This window comes from Hahella sp. CR1, assembly GCF_029813005.1.
Lineage (GTDB): Bacteria > Pseudomonadota > Gammaproteobacteria > Pseudomonadales > Oleiphilaceae > Hahella.
Genome location: NZ_JAPELK010000001.1, coordinates 577,832 through 596,427 on the forward strand (window position 1 = coordinate 577,832; position 18,596 = coordinate 596,427).

Below are 18,596 nucleotides of genomic sequence, written 5' to 3' on the forward strand. Positions count from 1 at the left end.
TCTGGTGATTATTCCGGTTTGCTGATTTGCTTTTTGCCGGTGACCATGGCGGCGATAAGATTTTCTTTGCCAAAGCGTGAATACAGGCTCACCGCAGCGATGTGAATAAGCATGAGCGCCATTAATGCGTTGGCCAAGCCCTCGTGAATCTCCTCCAGCCAGTCTTCGCCCCAAAAGGCGTCGAGGCTCATCATCCAGCCGCTGACCGCCAGCGCAGCCACCAGGAACATGAGCGCCAGAATCATCAGGCCGCCCATCGGATTGTGGCCTACCGTTTCGGTGGGCTTGCCGGACAGGAGTGCGCCTACATAGTTTTTAAGCCGTGTCGGCGTAGGAAAAAAAGACCGAAAGCGCGCGTAGGGCGTCCCTATAAAACCCCATAAGACTCTGATCGCAATCGCGCCTCCGGCGTAATAACCGACCCATTCGTGCCAGGAACTTCCGTCCTCCAGTACCCACAGATTCAGAATGCACGCTGTGGCTAACGTCCAGTGAAATAAGCGGACCAGAGGGTCCCAGACACGAACGGTTTGCATGGGAAACTCCTTAATCTATTTCAGTTTTGACAGCTTCGCCGTTAACCGGGTTGAAGTAGATCTCCACTTTCTGACCCTGGTTGTTCCAGCCGTAGATTTCATAGCAGCCGGTGTCTGTCTCTTTGAACTTCTTGATTTTGTAACCCTGGTCCAGCAGCGACTGTTTGAAAACGTCCTGATCCTGCCAGGCGGACTTGGGCTCTGTGGTGCAGGTAGGGTCTGCAAACGCGGTGGCTGCGGTCAGACTCAGAGCGGCGGCGAATAAGGCGATTGAGGTTGGTTTCATAAATCTGTTCCTTGTGTGAATGTCTTGTTTAACGACAAGGAGCAGATTAAGGGGCGAAGCTTAAGGGAGGCTTAAGTCAATGCACGATAAAGAAAATATTTTTTGTTGGGCTTATTGAGGCAGCGACAGGCCCATCAGCGTCACACTGTAGAGCGCGCCGTCCATTTCGGCGACATTGGGTAATTCTCCCCAACATTGAAAGCCGTGCTTGCGAAACAAGGCGAGACTGGGCGCATTGTGGGAGAAAATCACCCCGACGAGGGCCGTCACCCCAAGTTGCGGCGCCAACGCTATCGCGTGACTCAACAGGCGTGCGCCCATGCCTTTGCCGCGCTGCTCCGGCGCCAGATAGATGCTCAATTCCGCCGTGTGTCGATATGCAGGACGAGAATGATAGGGCTCGAAGCTGATCCAGCCCAGAATTTGGCCCGCTCGTTCCGCCACCAGCAAGGGACGTTCTTCGGTATGCCGCAAAAACCAGTCCTGGCGACTCGCTGTGGAAACCTCTTCAGTATCCGCCGTGACTTGTCTGGAAGCGACTGTGGAATTATAGATATCGACAACGGCTTGCAGGTCCGCCTCTTGTGCGGGACGTAACTGGAAATCCTCAAAGACGGCGTTAAGCATGTGAGGTCCTTAACCATGAGATGTGTGAAACGCCCAGCCGTTATAGCGCAAAACGTTATTTTCGAAAAGCCCGCTGACGAACTGTGTCAGCGCGGGTTAAAAACGCTATATTATTCAATCCGATGCGTTAGACGCCAGCCGGCGCGACGTATTACCCACAGTCCGTGCAGTCAGGTATATTTCGACTATGTACATGCCCGCTTCATTCAAGGTGGAGGACCGCTCCGCCATGCTGGATTTTATTGACCGTTGGAGCTTCGGTGTTTTGATGACGCTGAAAGCCGGGGTGCTGGAGGTCAATCAAGTCCCTTTTATACTGGACCGCCAGAATAACCGCTTGTATGGCCATCTGGCCCGCCAGAACGATCAATGGAAGGAGCTGGACGGCGCCGATGAAACACGGGTTCTGTTTCAGGGACCGCATGCGTACGTGTCGCCGGACTGGTATGAAAGCACGGGAATGGTGCCTACCTGGAACTTCATGAGCGTGGAGGCGCGGGGGCACTCGGAATTATTGCCCCCTGAACGTCTGCCCTGGCTGCTGGAGCAGTTGAGCGACAAACACGAAGCGGCGTTCGCCAACCCCTGGAAAATGAGTAAAGTGCCGCCAGCCAGGCTGGAGGCGATGATGAAAGCTATTGTCGGTTTCAGCATTGATATCGAAACCTTGAACGGCAAGTTCAAACTCAGCCAGAATCGTAACCCGCAGGATCAGGCCGGGGTGATCGCCGGGCTGTCGAGGCAGCCGGACGAAAACTCCCGGGTGATCGCGCAGCAGATGCAGTTGCTGCAGGATAGCTGACTTTAATCAGAGGCGATGATATGGACTACGCAGCGGCCAGACAGGCGCTTTTAAGTAAACCCGAAGCCATTGAGGATTTTCCGTTTGGACCCGAGGTGGCGGTGTTCAAGATCAGGGGCAAAATGTTCGCGACCCTTGGCATGGAAGACGGCGAAGGACGCATGAACTTGAAGTGCGATCCGGTGGAAGCGCTGGCGTTGCGGGATATCTTCCCCTCCGTCACGCCGGGCTATCACATGAATAAAAAACACTGGAATACGTTGGCGCTGGATGGCGGTGTGCCGCTCGGAGAGATCGGTCGGATGATAGATAATTCCTACGCGCTGGTGGTTAAAGGTCTCACCAAGGCGGAGCGTCAGGCGCTGGAGCTGCGTTACGGCAGGGAAACCCTGTTCCCCGCCTAAGCGTTTTCGGCGTTCAGAACCGGCAGTTGGAGGGCAGGTAAGCCGGATCAATATCCGTCTTGTTGGCGCCGACGGCCTCCATGCCCTCGACGGCGGGGCTATGTCCGCACAACCAGGTCATTGGGCTGGCGGGGCTGCCGGTCACGATGGCGGGGCGAATGGTGAGATATTTGTCCTGCAGACTTTTGTTCACCTTGTTGCCCAACTGAACATGAAAGGCGCCGTTCTCCAGAGTGATGTTCTTCACAAAATTCCCCAATAACTTGTTGGGCGCAGGCATGCCCGCGGCGGCGTTGTCGGTCGGAAAATCGCCTTTGTATTTGTAATACTCTTTCACCTGATCACGCAGTTCGCCCACGATGGTGACCGCCTCGGTGACCTGCGCCCGCGTGACGTAAACCTGATAACTGGGCAAGGCGACGGACGCCAGAATGCCGATGATGGCGACCACGATCATTAATTCGATGAGGGTGAAGCCGTTTTGCGTTGTGTTAGTCATAATTCTGCCTTTGATAAATAACGGTTAAATAGCGGATCCTAAGCCGAATATCGGGAGGTAGACGGCGATGATGGCCGCTCCCACCAGTATGGCGATGAGGGTGCTGACGCCTGCGACGAATTTGGTTTTGAAGGACGCCAGCGCCGCGGCGTACGCGACGTTGAGTCGCTCGAACTGATACTCCAACTCCTGTTCCAGCGCGTCAGTTTTCAGGGCGATCATCAGATCCAGGTATTCTGGTTGTGAGAGTGTTTCTTCCAGGCTGGCGCTGGAACAGAGCTGCAGCGCTTCACGTAAGGACGTTTCCGCATCCAGACCGGAGCGGTTAAGCAGATAGGCGTTGGCGAGCCAGAGATAACGTAGATGGGCTTTGGCGATGGAGGACAAGCCTGGGAGGCGTTGTATGAAATCCGGCATGGGCCTCAATCGTCGAATACAACCGACTGTCTTGAATCCAATCCAAAATAGCGGAATCAAACCGATCAATACGAAGATCCAAACCGACTGAAACGACTCTAAGCCGGATATCAGCGCCATCGTAAATGCTGGCAGTTCCGTGTTTGTTTCACTGTAGAACGCTTGAAATCCAGGCAACACCTTGATGAGCAGGATGCTGAAAACAAAGATGGTGATGATTAGCAGAGCAAAGACGTAGCCAAGCAGACTTTGCAATCCGTCCCAAACGCCTCGCCAAGAGACTTCCATGGCGTGAGAGTGAGTGATATAGCGTTCCAGAAAACCGGGAAGCGAGCCGCCTTTGGCGCGCACAATGGCGGCGAGGCGACTTATGTCGTAGAAGGGACTGTCCTGGTAAGGCGTCGCATGTAGGCTGACGTCACCCTGCAATACTTTTTTCAGTTGCTCAACCTGAGGCTGTGCGTGAGCCGGCAGGAGAGGCTCCAGTCTGGCCAGCGCCTGTTCCAGAGAAAGCCCTTGTTGGACCTGATGGTTCAAATGTCGCAACAATTGGCTCAGATTTGAGTTTGGCGAAGAAATAAGGATCACGGTTTAACCTCTACAGATATAAGGGAGTTGCTCCGGAGGCAGCGAGCTTTTGTCGTCGCCGTAGATTTTGCGTGGACCCGAGTGCGCTGACGCGCATGTCCATCCCAGGGTGCGCAATGCGCCATCGGGATTGCTGACGACCGGTCGAAAGCTGATGGTCCTTGGCGCTTCTCCCGCTCGAGGGGAAAGGGTGAAGTGCAAGGCGCCGCTTGAATCGAGCTCCGTTGATTGGAAGTAGATCGCCTCGACGTTACTCAGCGCATGTAGTTCTTCTCGCTCCGGCCAGGCCCCGGAGAAGGCGTATTTTTCCGCCATGTCCACTCTGATTCCTTCCAATAAACCAAAGGCTTCGGTCAGGCGGGCTTTAATCGTAGCGTGACGCCCGGCGTCTAGTGCGACAGTCAAAGCGATGCAAATCACGGCGATACAGGTAAGAATCTCCAGCCAACGAAAGCTACCGACAGCCTGAAAAGACGGTTTAAAAACGAGGGAAGCGCCATTTGGTTGCTGTGGTGAGCTGACACTGAGCGCAGAGACGTCGGCGCTCGACTGGGCTGGAACAGCTATGAACTGCTGATTGATCCACCGCGCCCGCCAATTCAAATAGGTCAGGAAGAAGAAGGAGGGCAGTATAAATAAAGGATTCAATGCTTGTGCGAGCGTAGCGGCGGTTATCGCCACCGCAAGATATAACGCGCTGGTCCATGGACCAAGCAAAGGATCAGAGCGGCCCGCCAAGGAGGAACTGCGCGCGAGATTACTAACCAGAGAAGGAATAAAAAAATAAAAGAACAGCCCGCGCAGCGGCGGCCAGATAGGATCTCCCGATATAAGCCGATACTTGCGCCAATTCATGTAATGCCAGAATAGTTCGTACACGCCCAGCGTTAACACGTACAAAAGACAGTGCAACCACATCGGCGGCGCAAAATAGGGCGTCAGTGTTTCTTTGAAAAAGCGGCGGCGTTCAGGCAAAGCCAGTCCTTAATGCGAAGAAGAAAATTATTAGCAGTTTAGCTGATTTGCATCCTGAACTACTTTTGATTCAGGTAATTACCTGTTTATTTTCTGGGGATGACAATGAGGTTGGGCAAACTTCGGCTGCTCGACCGCCATGAAAATCGTGGATGTGTGAACTTCGCCGTTAGGGATGTCAGTGTGGCTTAGCTGTATTGACTGCGTCGGTTTACTGTTTAGAATGACCGCCTTTTGGGAATTCTCATGGATTTGAATCTAATCATAGGCGCTTTGATAGAGGGCGCTTGCCTGTTCGCTGCGGCCAAGTTGTTGAAAGTCTCGCTGGCGTTCATTGAGGCATTCTTGATCGTTCTTACGGCGGCTTTGATTGTACACTTTGTCTATGGATTGCCTGGTTTTCTTCTCGCTATTGGGTTCTATTTGGTTGCGTTGAAGCTGATTACCAAAGCGGATGCCTATTCAGAGATTTTTATTCTTATCATCATCGGCGTAGGCGTCCAAGCGCTACTGAAAAAGTTCTTATTCGCTGTCATTCTGGCCTGATTTCACCCCATACGCCCACGGTTTTGCTGTATGGCGTTGCCTCTACATCTAGTATTTACTTTTAGTAGTCAAAACAATATATTGTGCCTCAGCTATGGTTCACGCCTGTTCAAAGGTTGTGCTAAGAGGGAATCCGGTGAGAGTCCGGTACTGACGCGCAGCGGTGTGGGGGAACGAAAGCGACGCGGGTGGAAACGCCCACGCACTGTCCTGAAAGAGGATGGGAAGCGGTCGCCGTAGGTTCGCAAAAACGTGTAAACGCCCCCGAGTCCGAAGACCTGCCATGCTGAAGTTATTCATGCCTTCGCGACTCAGGGTAATGATAAAGCGCCGCTTTGTGCGAGGCGATTTTCGTCCTGTCTGCGCGTCGCTTTATGTCCCTAATCGTGGAGGTTCGGCCAGAACACGCGATAGAGGACAATTCCATGACCGGCAGTTTTTCGTCCCCCAGCGAGGCGCGCGCCTCCAGCTCCCCATCTGTATCATCCGAGTCACACACTCATAACGCCCTGCTGCAGGTGATCAAACGCACCGGTCAGGCCGCGCCGTTTGACGACCGCAAAATCGCTATGGCGGTGACCAAGGCGTTTTTGGCGGTGGAAGGACAATCCGCGTCCGGCTCGCCCCGTGTGCGGGATTCCGTAGAAAAACTGGTTAAAGATATCGTGGCGCGTCTGCGTCGCCGCAGCCCCGAAGGCGGTTCGGTGCACATCGAAGAAATTCAGGATCTGGTGGAATTGGGCCTGATGCGCGGCGGCTTCCACAAAGTGGCTCGCGCCTATGTGTTGTATCGTGAAGAACATGCCCGTCAGCGTGCGCCAGCGCCAAGCGAGCAGGCGGGGGAGACGCATCCTGATATCAATGTGAAATTCGCCGACGGCACGGAAGCGCCGCTAAACATGGGACGTTTGCGCACGGTGATTGGCGATGCCTGCGCGGATCTGGACGGCGTCAGCGAGGAGAAAGTCCTGCAGGGCGCATTGAAAAACCTGTACAACGGCGTCAAACACAAAGACGTCAACGCTGCGCTGGTCATGGCGGCGCGTCCGCTGATCGAAGAAGAGCCCAACTATTCCTATGTGTGCGCCCGTTTGTTATTGGACGGTTTGCGTGAAGAATCGCTGAGCTATCTCAATATCGCAGCGTCCGCCACGGAAACTGAAATGGCGGAACTGTATCCGACTGCGTTCCGCGCCATTATTGAACGCTGCGTCGAACATGAACTGCTGTCGCCTAGTCTGCTCGAATTCGATCTGGAACGACTGGGCGCTGCGCTGAAGCCTGAGCGTGACCGCCAATTCACCTACCTGGGATTACAGACCCTTTACGATCGTTACTTTATCCACTGGCGCGAGACCCGTCTGGAATTGCCGCAGGCGTTTTTCATGCGCGTCGCCATGGGATTATCGGTGCAGGAAGATGATCCCAACGCCCGCGCGATTGAGTTCTACAACCTGTTGTCCTCTTTTGATTACATGTGCTCCACGCCGACGCTGTTCAACGCCGGCACCAACCGTCCGCAATTGTCATCCTGCTATCTGACCACAGTGCCGGATGATCTGGAGGGTATTTATGGCGCGATCAAGGACAATGCCCTGCTGTCCAAATGGGCGGGCGGTCTGGGTAATGACTGGACGCCGGTGCGCTCTTTGGGCTCCCACATCAAAGGCACCAATGGTAAGTCCCAGGGCGTGGTGCCGTTTCTTAAGGTCGTGAACGACACGGCGGTGGCGGTGAATCAGGGTGGCAAACGTAAAGGCGCGGTATGCGCTTATCTGGAGTCCTGGCACCTGGATATCGAAGAGTTTCTGGAACTGCGCAAAAACACCGGCGATGAACGCCGCCGCACCCATGACATGAACTCCGCCAACTGGATTCCTGACCTGTTCATGAAGCGGGTGTTTGAGGACAAGGAGTGGACGCTGTTCTCACCCAGCGATGCGCCGGATCTGCACGATTTATACGGCTCCGCTTTTGAAGCGCGCTACACCCACTATGAATCTCTGGTGGAAAGCGGCGCTATCACCCTGTTCAAGAAAGTGTCTGCGCAGAACTTGTGGCGCAAGATGCTCTCTATGTTGTTCGAAACAGGCCATCCCTGGGTGACCTTCAAGGACCCCTGTAACCTGCGTTCGCCGCAGCAACACGTTGGCGTGGTGCACTCCTCGAACCTGTGTACGGAGATCACGCTGAACACCAGCCAGGACGAAATTGCGGTGTGTAACCTGGGCTCAGTCAATCTGGTCAACCACATACGCAATGGCGAAATCGATCACGGCCGTCTGCGCAACACCGTGTATACCGCCGTGCGCATGCTGGATAACGTCATCGACATCAACTATTACGCGGTTCCCCAGGCGCGCAACGCCAACCTGCGTCATCGTCCTGTAGGCATGGGTCTGATGGGCTTCCAGGATGCGTTGTATAAGCTTGGCCTGCCCTATAGCAGCGTCGAAGCGGTGCGCTTCGCCGATCAATCCATGGAGCTGATCAGCTATTTTGCGATCACCGCGTCCTCCAATCTTGCGAAAGAACGCGGCCGCTACGAAACCTATGAAGGCTCCTTGTGGGATCAGGGCGTTCTGCCGATCGATTCTCTGGATCGTCTGGAGCAGGAACGCGGCGCGGAGTTTTGCACGCTGGATCGCGGTCACAGCCTGGACTGGGCGCCGGTGCGTGAACTGGTGAAAAAGCAGGGCATGCGTAACTCCAATGTCATGGCGATCGCGCCTACAGCGACGATTTCCAATATTGTCGGCGTTTCCCAGTCCATCGAACCGACGTATCAGAACCTGTTCGTCAAATCCAACCTGTCCGGCGAGTTCACCGTGATCAATCCCTGGTTGGTGCAGGAGTTGAAGGCGCGGGAACTGTGGGACTCCGTCATGGTCAACGACCTCAAATATTTCGATGGTTCCGTCGCACAGATCGACCGTATTCCGGAAGACGTCAAGCAGCTGTTCCTGACTGCGTTTGAGATTGATCCTCGCTGGTTGGTGGAAGCGGCCTCCCGTCGCCAGAAATGGATTGATCAGGGGCAGAGCCTCAACCTGTACATGGCTGAACCCTCCGGTAAAAAACTGGACAACCTGTACAAGCTGGCCTGGTCCCGCGGCCTGAAAACGACATATTACCTGCGCTCTCTCGGCGCTACGCAAATGGAGAAAATCTCTTCCGGCGCTTCCCAGAGCGACAGCGCCAAACCTGATGTTGACGACACTGAGAGTCAGGAGCCGCAACCGAAGTTCTGCTCGATTCTCGATCCGGACTGTGAAGCCTGTCAGTAAGCGACGATAACAACCAGGAGCTATGACCATGAATACCGAACTGATGAAGCAGACTGCGACCTTGTCGGACTGGGACGATCCTCTGGCGGTGGCGATTCCTGCTGTGTCCACATCCTCTGCTGTTTCTCCGCAGTCACCCGTTTCCACCTCTCCCGCCGCCGGGGGAGCCCCTGACAACGAGCCGGAGCCCGCAGCCCTGGCGGAGGAGGCGATGGAAGAACAGGTTTTACAAAAGCTGGACCCGGTCAATCCCGACGACAAGCGGGTGGTGAACGGGATGACCGACATCAACCAGCTGGCGCCGTTCAAGTATCCCTGGGCGTGGGAGTTTTTCCTCAACGCCAACAAAAACCACTGGACGCCTCTGGACATCAACATGTCCCAGGATGTGTACGATTATCATCACAAGCTGACGCTGGAAGAAAAGCATGTGTATGAGAACGTACTGGCTTATCTGACCACGTCCGACATTCTGGCCATGCGTAATATCGGTCTGGCGGTGATGGAGAAAATGAGCGCGCCGGAATTGCAGATCTATCAGGCGCGTCAGGTATACGAAGAATCCCTGCATACCTGGACCTATCAGCACTGTATCGAAACCATTGGTCTGGATCAGAGCGAGATCTATAACCGTTACCGCGTCACGCCAGCGATCTATCGCAAGATCAAGATGGGCAACGAGCGTATCAGCGCGCTACTGCGCCCGGATATCAATCTGCGTAACCGCGACGACCTGGAAACCTTCGTGATGGCGTATATTTTCTTCGCCGGTATTTTCGAGGGCTGTTGGTTTTATAACGGCTTCAGCCCTATCTTCGCCTTGCAGCGCCGCGGATTGATGAAAGGCACCGGCGAGCAGCTGCAATACATCATGCGCGACGAAGTCATGCACTGCGCTTTCGGTATCCGTGTGGTGAAACAGATCATCAAGGAAGAAGGCGTCACCCTCGATCCCAAAGCCATCAAGACGCTGTGGGAAGAAGCGGAAGCAGCGGAGACCGGCTACGCCCATTTCCTGCTGAAAGAACCGATCCTGGGCTATACCGCGGAAGACCACATCGAACAATTCCGCTTCATCGCCAACCGCCGCGCCAAGCAGCTGAAACTGGACGAACCATTCCCCGGCGCCGGTAACGCACTGCCCTGGCTGGACGAACAGGCCAGCATGCGCAAAGAGAAAAACTTCTTCGAAACCCGCGTGACGGAATATCAGACCGGGGCGTCGTTGCAGTGGTGAGTTCGGCAAAAAATTGGGCAATAGAGATATCTGTTTGAACGGCAGGCGACCTCGTCATTATGACGAGGTCGATATTTTTACAAATAGCTTATACCCGATTAACTAATGGCTTTCTTCAATCAGTGACGCCGTGGTCCCCATTAGAATTTTCACGCATGTGTGCTCAGATCGTTTCTTCGCTATATTTCATACTATTGAGTAAGCCTGTGGAGCTTTAATTCAAGTTCGTAATTTTATTCATTTGACTTCTGAAAGCTGTTTCTTGCACGCTCTTCCAATCAAGTTTGGTTATAGATAGCATTTACAACATTTCAGTTTGATATAAGAGGCGGATACAATGAAGACTAGATTGACGCTGGCTTCGTTTTTATTATTTTTATCTTCTTTGGGGGTTGCTCAGGCTGCCGAGCAGGAGCTGGCAATAAAAGAGTGCGAAAGTGTGATGAGACTTTATTACGCCAAGGAGCAAGAAGCGCAAAAGGAGCAGAAACAGCAAATTGCCCGAGGAAAAGTGCCTGATATAGCTTCGGCTTGCACCGAAAATGGCCAATCAGCGGAATATTGGCAGTGTATTCGTAAGAAAATTTACGAAGGGAGTCAATTTGAAGGCGCAGCTTCCCAGTGTAAAGATCTAAATAACGGTGGCTGAGCATAAGGGCGCAAGAGTAAAGCCTACTTCAGCTTGCTTTTGTGTTTTTGAATGGAAGCCATTTTCTGCTTTTACGGCCTTGTAAATAGTTCTGGCTGATTTCTGTTAGCTGCATAGCTACCGATTCAGCCTTTGCCTATGAAAACCTTTCTTATCGTGCTTAATCTCGCGCTATTCCGCTTGCTCTAATATCAGCCTTAGCCTAAATAAATTCCTGTTTTGGTTTCTCGATACGCGAGTGACTGCATGAGTTATTTTGCTCAACAAGGTCGGAGTATTGTGCAAAGAGTTAAGAGGATCTTGCTAACCCTTTGAACGCTGTAACCTGCATTCTGATATTCAGTTTCTACAGTTGAATAGATTTTGGAGGTTGCACATGTCCGATGGAAAAAACAAAACCTGGTTTATTACTGGCGCCTCTCGCGGCATGGGATATCAGATCGCTGTCGCGGCCTTGGCGGCGGGGGATAATGTGGTGGCGACCGGGCGTAGCCTGGATGCGCTGCGTAAGGTTTATGAGTCTGACGATCGCCTGTTATTGCTGGCGCTGGATGTCTGTAGTCAGTCTCAGGCGGAGGATTGCGCAAAGCAGGCGGCGGCGCGCTTTGGCGGCGTCGATGTGCTGGTGAATAATGCAGGATATGGTCAGTTGGGCGTATTCGAAGAAGTGGCGCCCGAGAGAATTTCCGCGCAGTTTGAGACCAATGTATTTGGAATGATGGGGGTAACCCGGGCAATATTGCCTTATATGCGACAACAACGTCAGGGCCGGATTTTTAATCTTTCCTCCATCGGTGGGGTAATCGGCTTTGAGGGCGCATCGGCGTATTGCGCCGCCAAGTTCGCCGTTGAAGGCTTTTCTGAAAGCCTGGCCGCAGAGGTGGGGCAGTTCGGCATTGGCGTCACCATCGTTCAGCCCGGCTTCTTCCGCACCGACTTTCTGGATGACAGTTCAGTCCAGTACGGCGAACAGCGAATCGGCGATTACGAGCAGTATTCCGCCGCCGTTGCGGAAGCCTACCGCAGTCGCAATCATCAACAGGCTGGCGACCCGGCCAAGTTGGGCGAAGCTTTGGTGAAGCTGTCCCGTGAGGAAAACAGCCCGCTCAGATTCGCTGCAGGTTCCGACGCGGTGCAGTACCTCAGCCAGGCGTACAACGTTCGACTGAGTGAGCTGGATAATTGGGCGTCGTTATCCGTCTCGACGGATCTTGTGGAATAAGTCGCCGCGCAGACGCGCGAGTTCAACGGGATGCTGGGTATGTCGGAAATATTCGATCGAATTAAAGAATTAGCCGGTCTGATTCAAAAGCACTGTCCTAAAGATGGCGTGCATGAAAGCGACATCCCCAGACTCTCGTTTATTCGCTCGTCATCTCCTACAGAGCCGGTGCTCGCCGTTCATCAGCCAGCGGTCTGCGTCGTGGCGCAAGGCGCGAAGAAAGTCATCTCCGGGGAACAGCTATTCAAGTACGACGCCGCCCACTATCTGGTAGTGTCGGTGGACCTGCCCATCGCTGGCCAGGTGATGCAGGCGTCGCTGGAACAACCTTATTTGTGCATGCGGCTGGATCTGGATCTAGCCATCCTGGGCGACCTGATGTTGGACGCCAAGTCCGCAGGCGCCGACGCGCCTCAGCAAAGCGTCGGCGTCAGTCTGGTGACGCCACGACTGCTGGATGCATTGATCAGGCTGGTTGCGTTGCTGAACGACGAGCCCAAAGACATCTCCGTTCTGGCGCCGTTGGCGGAAAAGGAGATCCTGTATTGGTTGGCGAATGGCGATCAGGGCGGCATTCTGCGTGAAATCACTAACGGTGACAGTCGCTTACGACAGATAAGCAAAGCCGTTCAGCATATAAAATCCACCTTTAATCAGCCTTTCGACATGGAAGAGCTGCTGCACCTTACCTGCATGAGCGCGTCCTCGTTTTTCCAGCATTTCAGGGCCGCCACCAATATGACGCCGCTGCAATATCAGAAACAACTGCGGCTGCTGGAGGCGCGACGGCAACTGCTTTTGGGCGACCAGGACATCGCCAACATCGGTTATGGCGTCGGCTACGACAGCCCCTCACAGTTCAGCCGCGAATACGCCCGCCTGTTCGGCCTTCCACCCTCCAAAGACCTGACGCGCATAAAGAACGCCGGGGCTTCCGAATACTGGCTGCCGTAGTTGGTTAGTTTGATTTATATGAAAAAGCCGACTGTCCAGAGACAGTCGGCTTCTTTGCGTCTCAGGCCTGTTGCGTCAGGCGACTGAGACGGTGCGAGGGTTAGCTAGCGAGTCACTCCAGTTCGCCGACTAGGTCAACCCCTGAGTAATCGCGGTAGGCGCGGATGCTGATGTACCAGTCGCCGGCGGCGGGGTTGTTGAGGGTGCAGACTTCGTTGTTGCCGTTGGTGTAGGGACGGCAGCTGTACTGAGAGGTGGTGGGCTGAGCTCCTTGGCGGACGTATAGGTCAGCGTCGCCAGAGCCGCCGGAGATGGTGGCGGTGAGTTTGCTCATTCCGGAGGGGACGGACAGCTTGAAGTGCTTCCAGTCGCCGGTGTTGTCGGAGAGATTCTTTTCCTCGATTCTGGGGGTGTCGCCAACAGTGACGGTTTGCGTTGTACTGGCGGAGTTGCCATCGTTATCCGTTACGCTGAGGCTGACGCTATATCCTCCTGCGCTGGTGTAGGCGTGGGTCGGATTACGCGAGATGGAGGAATTGCCGTCGCCGAAATCCCATTGCCAGCTGACGATTTCGCCATCGCTGTCGGAGCTTTCGTCGCTGAAACGCACTTCCAGTTTATCCACTGAGAAAGAGAAGTCTGCGACAGGGTCGCCATTGGGCGTTTCATTATCGCCGGCGGGAATCTGATTGTTGAAGTAGCTGGCCACTTGCGGCCAGATCTTATGAATCAGCACGCCCTGGTTGGGACAGCCGCCAAAGTGATGCAGTGCGATGACGCGGTTGGTTTGTCCTGCGAGGACGGGCGATCCGGAACTGCCGCCGATGGTGTCGCAGTTATAGCCCATGTCGGTGCCGGTTCCGCGGCCGTTGACGGAAGGCTGGTCCACCCGGCACAAACCGCCGCTGTTCTGGTCGCTCTCAATGGAAAGCTCCTTGGGATTGCCGCTGCCGTGCTGAGGTATGTAGATGCGTTCCTGATTGGTGGCGGGACGCACGTCCAGACCGAAGTAGCCGAATGACTGGATGGAAGAGAAGTTGTTGACGGTAAACAGGGTGTAGTCCAGCTCATAGTTGGTGGCCAGCATGTTGGCGCCGGTGACCACCTTCGTTCCCGCTAACGAGCCGCTGCCGCAGCTGGTGCGCTGATAGTTGAACCAGACTTCCGTGTTGGCCACGCCGGACTGGGAAGAGACGCAATGGTTATTGGTGAAAATCCGGTTGTCAGGACCCACGCGCCAAGCTGTACACAGGCTGGAGCCGTTGACCAGTATGCGCGCCACCGGGCGTGTGCGTTCGTACTCTTCCGGGTGGCTGTCCGCCCAGCACTGCACGTCGCGTCTTTCGTTGACGCCACAGGTGGAGAACCTGCTTGTTTGCTGACTCATGAGTTCGTCGATCTCTTCCTGGGGAAAGCCCTCCATGACGGAGTCGACTTCAATACTGTAAGACGCCTGGCCGCTGACGCCGGGGAAGTACTCCACGATCGCGGTTGACCCAATGACGGAAAGCGCGGCGAAAGAGCTGGCTCCATCATCGCCTTCGCGCAGCGTATGCAGTGATGGATTGTCGCCGCCGTAGCGATGCGCGATGTCTCCCTGGGCGTTACGCACCACGACGTAGCTTCCCTCAGGTATGTCGAAACGGGAGAAATGCACTTTGATGAAGCTGGCGTTTTCTTTGTGTATTTTTATACGGCGATCACTGACCGCCTGATAGGCGGCGACGCTTTCCCTCCTTAGCTGGCTCTCATCCGTCAGTAGCCCTTTGAAAGGCGTTTCTGAAGCGATGGTTATGGGTGGTTGGGGAGCTGCGATGGCGTCATCTGACGCCGCCTGCAAGTTGGCGGATAGTGTTAAGGACAAAGCAAGCCCGGCGACCCAAGCTATTTTTGTTTTCATAAGGTCCTCTCACATTAGATAGTTAATTCCATTTTCCTAGCCTTAGCGGCGGTTTTAACCCTACCTCTTACGTGAATGGATATACTCAAACGGAATATTTATAGTTATTGGTATTCTAATGGTACAGGATAGCCAACTTATTCGAGCAGTTAGAAAAGAAGTGATACTTTCTACAATTTAGTCTAAAGGGCGGGGCGTTTATGCTCGAAAGGAATGAACGGCGGCTTGAACGACCTGTCGAATGCGACATGGCGTGGAGGCCGGTTTCAGGCTTCCGCCGGCCTGCTGACACTAACGCTGAATACAAAAACGCCGGCCGCTCATACAAGCGGCCGGCGTTTTAAGTTAAGACGTGAAACGCGCTTTTGTCAGTGGATATGACGAGCGTGTGAGGCCTTAGCCTTGCTTCAGCCAGTGACGGAAATCTTCCCGTTCCAGTAAGGGGCCGAAGCGGCCGTCTTCACGCAAAGCGGCTTCATCAAATTCATAGCTGAAACGTTCCTTCAAGACTTTCAGGGTTTCCCAGGCGATATCGAGCCGGTCAGTCTTGATGAGGGCGAAGGTCAGCGTGGAATAACTCGGTTCATAGTAAGAATCGCTGCGAATAGCTTCGTAGGAAAGACGAATCGCCTCCTCGTACTTTTCGTTGAGCAGTTTGACTCGCGCCAGCTCGTCCAGAATGCCTGCGTCCTTCAGCCCCGTCTGTTCAATCTGCGCCTGCAAGTGCTCCGCCGCCGCTTGGTAGTTTTCCTGGTTCAGGCTGCGGTAATAAAGCAGCCACTGATAGTTGGGGGAGGTTCCCAGACGCTCATTCAGTACGGCGCTCTGCTCTATAAATCCCGCATAATCGCTGGCGTTGAGAAGCGCCTCTGCATAGAGCAACTGGAGGTAGTCATCGTTGCGGCGCTCGTCTGCGAGGCCTTCAAAGACGCGATGAATCTCTGCGATATCGTCGGACTTGGAGACTTTGCCAAGCTGCAGGAGTAATGCCTGTTTGGTGGGATTGCTCTGCAGATTGATGCGATAGCTCAAGGACAGCCCTTGCGCGATGCGATAGCTCAGGTCGTACACCGACAGCCAGTTGTGGAAATCGGTAATCCGATATTCCCCTGATGCGTCTCTGCGATAGTAAACCGTCAAATACCCCAAGGCTTCGTCGTCCAATCGATAGGTAATTTGAGACTGCTCAGGATTAATACTGGCGATGTCGTAGTAACCGTTCTCCGACGGCATATCGAGAAGACTGCCGGCGACGATGGCGCGATAGTTGGATAGTTGCGTATCAATGAGCCGACTCTTGGCGCTGGGACGAAACGCGACGGGCAGATCAGAGCGATCTACGGCTTTGCCCAGCAGATCCCGCATGTCCACCATCTCGACGATTTTGTCGGCGTTGCGCAGGTTCAGAAGATCCCGCAATTGCTTGGCGAACTCGTTGATGGGACGGGAAGGATACTCCCCTGGCGTCTCCTCCGCAGCGGCGGCGCCATCCGTAGATGCGGACTGCGTGGCGCAACCAACGATGAAGAGGGAAAACGTCAGAACGGCGAGCGTCGCGCAGTGTTGAACGAGCCATTTTGCGGAGCGGATCATTGCGGCGTCTCCAAACCATAAACCATTGATTGAATGGACGAGATGAAATCCGCAAAACGTGACTTATCCGTCTCCTCGCTGCGCGTCACCTGATAATAGTGCTCGCCGGAATCGTTGATCTGCTTCTTCAGGTCCAGGAATGACTGAGTTTCCGCCGCAGGCATGGCTGCGCGTTTGAATTCCAGCTCATGATGCAGGTTCAGCGTGCGGCCCAGATAATCTTCCTGATAGAAGTAATTGAAGTAGTCGTTGCTCAGGCTGACCTTGGCGGCCTGATCGGTAAATTTGAGACTGTAGGGATATTCCAGGGAAATATCGTGCACCACCCTGATTGGTCCCGGCAGCGTCAGCGGCCCAGAACGACGCGTCACCGCCGGGCTTTTTACGTATTCAAAGAGTGAGTAGGCGTAGAAGCGGGTCGCCTGCACGTCGTCCACGGGCGCATAAAATTCATTGATGCGGTAGTGCTCATCAATAACAAAGCGATTGTTATCATTGTCGTCGGTGATTTGAACTGGCTCCAGCTGTTCCGCGCCGGGATACAGTTTTTGCATGTAATTCAGCATATCCTGGCTGAACTCGCGTATGGATTTATTGGCCAGACGCTGGCGCATACGATCCGCCTCAATACCGGTGTATTCCGTGGTGATGAAGTGTTCCACAGGCGCGCTGTAATCAATTACCTTGAAGCGCTCGCGGGTGATCATGCTGGGAGTCGCCGCCACTTCCGGCAGACCGACTTTGACCAGCTCCCGTTCGCTGGGATGGCCGATGATCAGCGCTTTGCCGTAATCGTAGTATCCCAGGGTGCTCAACGAGCCTTTCTGGTAGCGACGGGTGGGGTCCAGCCAGTAACGCTGTCCATCCAGCTCCACCAGGGTGATGACATGGTCGAAACCGCCGGGCGAGGGCGCGATCTTATCGATGCCGGAGGCGATTTCCCAGGACACCAGGGCGGGGTAGGCGTCGATGCCGATGCTTCTGAGCAGGGACACCAGCAGCAGGGTTTTGTCTTTGCAGTCGCCGTAGCGGTTTTCGATGACCGTATCCGGCGCCCGGGGCAGGTGGGAGTTCTGACCCAGCTCGATGCCCAGATAACGGATTTGTTCCTGTGCGAACTGCAGCGCAGCGATTACCGCCTGCTCTTTGGGCATGCTTTTCAGCTCATCCCGCAGGTCGCGCAGTTCTTTGGATTTGATGGGACGCGCCGCGTACAGAGGCTCCGCCCAGCGAATCACGCCATCCCAGTCCGGGAAATCCGTCAGACTGATAAAACTGCCCGGCTCATAGTCCAGAGGGTAATCGCCTTCGTTGTAGTAGGCGGCGACATTGGCGTCATCCCACACATAGGCTTTGGATTTACCGTAGGCGCTGATGCTGGGTTGGGTGTCGTATTTCACGGCGGACATGCGCAGTTCGCGATTGGGCGGCGCAATAACGCGGGTATAAAGGCGATGCACCGGCACCTGCCAGGACATGGAAATGCCCTGGAAGTAATGGTCGCCGAAGACGGGGTTACGACCGACGATGGAGTAGCTGAAGTCCACGGCGTCGCCCACGCGAGTGCCTTTGACGAACACCACGCTGGTGACGTAACCGCTGAACATTTCCTGGTTCAGCTCAGTTTCTTCTCTGATTAAAGTGATGCTTTGCGGGTCCAGACGATCAATGACTTTGCCGTCGCGAATAACGTTCAGCTTGTGCCAGACCAACTGCTGAAAGTCTGGGTTGAAGGTGACCTTGAGGTGGGAAATTTCCTCCAGGCCGTCCAGATTGTTGGCGCGTTCGACAAAGTGATAGAAGTATTGAGGCGAGCGCGTGGCGGCGCTGGTCTGGCGGTCCACCAGTAAGTACTCCACCGCTCCGTTGTCGTGTTCAGGAGCGGCAGGCGCCTGCACAGACTCCACCCACTTCGGAGCGGCGGAGATGTCGTAGGCGTAACCATTGGATTTAAATGTTTGGCCGTTGGCCTGGCAGGCGAGCATAACGCCCAGGGTGGCGAGAAGGCCATAAAGTCTGCCGGAGAAGCGATTCATTCGTCTTCCTTGTGAGTACATCAATCAAAAAAAGGGTA

At 54.4% G+C, this 18,596-nt stretch carries 17 protein-coding genes and 1 riboswitch; of the genes, 8 read left to right on the forward strand and 9 right to left on the reverse strand.

Going from position 1 to position 18,596, the window contains the following annotated elements; all coding sequences use genetic code 11:
• Nucleotides 1-8: 8 nt before the first annotated feature.
• The 3 genes from ONV78_RS02545 to ONV78_RS02555 all read right to left on the reverse strand — a co-directional run bounded on the left by ONV78_RS02545 (nt 9) and on the right by ONV78_RS02555 (nt 1,449).
• Nucleotides 9-536, reverse strand: a complete 528-nt coding sequence (locus ONV78_RS02545) for a cytochrome b/b6 domain-containing protein (RefSeq protein ID WP_216736636.1) — start codon at nt 534-536, stop codon at nt 9-11.
• A gap of 10 nt (nt 537-546) precedes the next feature.
• The gene (locus tag ONV78_RS02550; RefSeq protein WP_216736635.1) at nt 547-822 is read right to left on the reverse strand and encodes a PepSY domain-containing protein; all 276 of its coding nucleotides are present in this window, start codon (nt 820-822) and stop codon (nt 547-549) included.
• 111 nt (nt 823-933) lie between these two features.
• On the reverse strand, nt 934-1,449 hold the full coding sequence (locus tag ONV78_RS02555) for a GNAT family N-acetyltransferase (RefSeq protein ID WP_279500832.1): 516 nt from the start codon (nt 1,447-1,449) through the stop codon (nt 934-936).
• A gap of 187 nt (nt 1,450-1,636) precedes the next feature.
• Between ONV78_RS02555 and ONV78_RS02560 the strand changes: the two genes are divergently transcribed.
• Both ONV78_RS02560 and ONV78_RS02565 read left to right on the forward strand, forming a co-directional pair.
• Nucleotides 1,637-2,251 carry an FMN-binding negative transcriptional regulator gene (locus ONV78_RS02560; RefSeq protein ID WP_279500833.1) on the forward strand — a complete coding sequence of 205 codons (615 nt, stop codon included), beginning with the start codon at nt 1,637-1,639 and terminating at the stop codon, nt 2,249-2,251.
• Between the two features lie 20 nt (nt 2,252-2,271).
• Nucleotides 2,272-2,655, forward strand: a complete 384-nt coding sequence (locus ONV78_RS02565) for an MmcQ/YjbR family DNA-binding protein (RefSeq protein WP_279500835.1) — start codon at nt 2,272-2,274, stop codon at nt 2,653-2,655.
• A 13-nt stretch (nt 2,656-2,668) separates the two neighbouring features.
• Here ONV78_RS02565 and ONV78_RS02570 read toward each other — a convergent pair whose 3' ends face one another.
• Genes ONV78_RS02570 through ONV78_RS02580 form a run of 3 tightly spaced genes read right to left on the reverse strand, consistent with a single transcriptional unit; the run spans nt 2,669 to nt 5,134 of the window.
• Entirely contained in the window at nt 2,669-3,154 is a 486-nt protein-coding gene (locus ONV78_RS02570) for a pilin (protein ID WP_279500837.1), read from the reverse strand.
• A gap of 24 nt (nt 3,155-3,178) precedes the next feature.
• On the reverse strand, nt 3,179-4,159 hold the full coding sequence (locus ONV78_RS02575; RefSeq protein ID WP_279500840.1) for a hypothetical protein: 981 nt from the start codon (nt 4,157-4,159) through the stop codon (nt 3,179-3,181).
• Between the two features lie 3 nt (nt 4,160-4,162).
• A complete protein-coding gene (locus ONV78_RS02580) occupies nt 4,163-5,134 on the reverse strand; it encodes a pilin (protein WP_279500842.1) in 972 nt (323 codons plus the stop codon).
• Nucleotides 5,135-5,380: 246 nt separating this feature from the next.
• On the opposite strand from ONV78_RS02580, the gene ONV78_RS02585 reads away from it, so the two are divergent.
• The 6 genes from ONV78_RS02585 (at nt 5,381) to ONV78_RS02610 (ending at nt 13,029) form a co-directional block, all read left to right on the forward strand.
• Nucleotides 5,381-5,680 (forward strand): hypothetical protein, encoded by a 300-nt coding sequence (locus ONV78_RS02585; protein WP_279500844.1) that lies wholly within the window; start codon nt 5,381-5,383, stop codon nt 5,678-5,680.
• 78 nt (nt 5,681-5,758) lie between these two features.
• Nucleotides 5,759-5,981: riboswitch (cobalamin riboswitch) on the forward strand.
• Nucleotides 5,982-6,105: 124 nt separating this feature from the next.
• Nucleotides 6,106-8,967, forward strand: coding sequence for a ribonucleoside-diphosphate reductase subunit alpha (locus tag ONV78_RS02590; RefSeq protein WP_279500846.1), 2,862 nt, complete (start codon nt 6,106-6,108; stop codon nt 8,965-8,967).
• A gap of 28 nt (nt 8,968-8,995) precedes the next feature.
• Nucleotides 8,996-10,204, forward strand: a complete 1,209-nt coding sequence (locus tag ONV78_RS02595) for a ribonucleotide-diphosphate reductase subunit beta (RefSeq protein WP_279500848.1) — start codon at nt 8,996-8,998, stop codon at nt 10,202-10,204.
• Nucleotides 10,205-10,541: 337 nt separating this feature from the next.
• Nucleotides 10,542-10,853, forward strand: coding sequence for a hypothetical protein (locus tag ONV78_RS02600; RefSeq protein ID WP_279500850.1), 312 nt, complete (start codon nt 10,542-10,544; stop codon nt 10,851-10,853).
• Between the two features lie 376 nt (nt 10,854-11,229).
• On the forward strand, nt 11,230-12,075 hold the full coding sequence (locus ONV78_RS02605) for an SDR family NAD(P)-dependent oxidoreductase (RefSeq protein ID WP_279500852.1): 846 nt from the start codon (nt 11,230-11,232) through the stop codon (nt 12,073-12,075).
• Between the two features lie 39 nt (nt 12,076-12,114).
• Nucleotides 12,115-13,029, forward strand: coding sequence for an AraC family transcriptional regulator (locus tag ONV78_RS02610; RefSeq protein ID WP_279500854.1), 915 nt, complete (start codon nt 12,115-12,117; stop codon nt 13,027-13,029).
• A gap of 112 nt (nt 13,030-13,141) precedes the next feature.
• On the opposite strand, the gene ONV78_RS02615 is transcribed toward ONV78_RS02610, so the two are convergent.
• The 3 genes from ONV78_RS02615 to ONV78_RS02625 form a co-directional block, all read right to left on the reverse strand.
• Nucleotides 13,142-14,929, reverse strand: a complete 1,788-nt coding sequence (locus tag ONV78_RS02615; RefSeq protein ID WP_279500856.1) for a PKD domain-containing protein — start codon at nt 14,927-14,929, stop codon at nt 13,142-13,144.
• A gap of 396 nt (nt 14,930-15,325) precedes the next feature.
• On the reverse strand, nt 15,326-16,522 hold the full coding sequence (locus ONV78_RS02620; RefSeq protein ID WP_279500857.1) for a hypothetical protein: 1,197 nt from the start codon (nt 16,520-16,522) through the stop codon (nt 15,326-15,328).
• Nucleotides 16,519-18,558 carry a DUF3857 domain-containing protein gene (locus tag ONV78_RS02625; protein ID WP_279500859.1) on the reverse strand — a complete coding sequence of 680 codons (2,040 nt, stop codon included), beginning with the start codon at nt 18,556-18,558 and terminating at the stop codon, nt 16,519-16,521. Before ONV78_RS02625 ends, ONV78_RS02620 begins: the two co-directional genes overlap by 4 nt.
• Between the last annotated feature and the right edge of the window lie 38 nt (nt 18,559-18,596).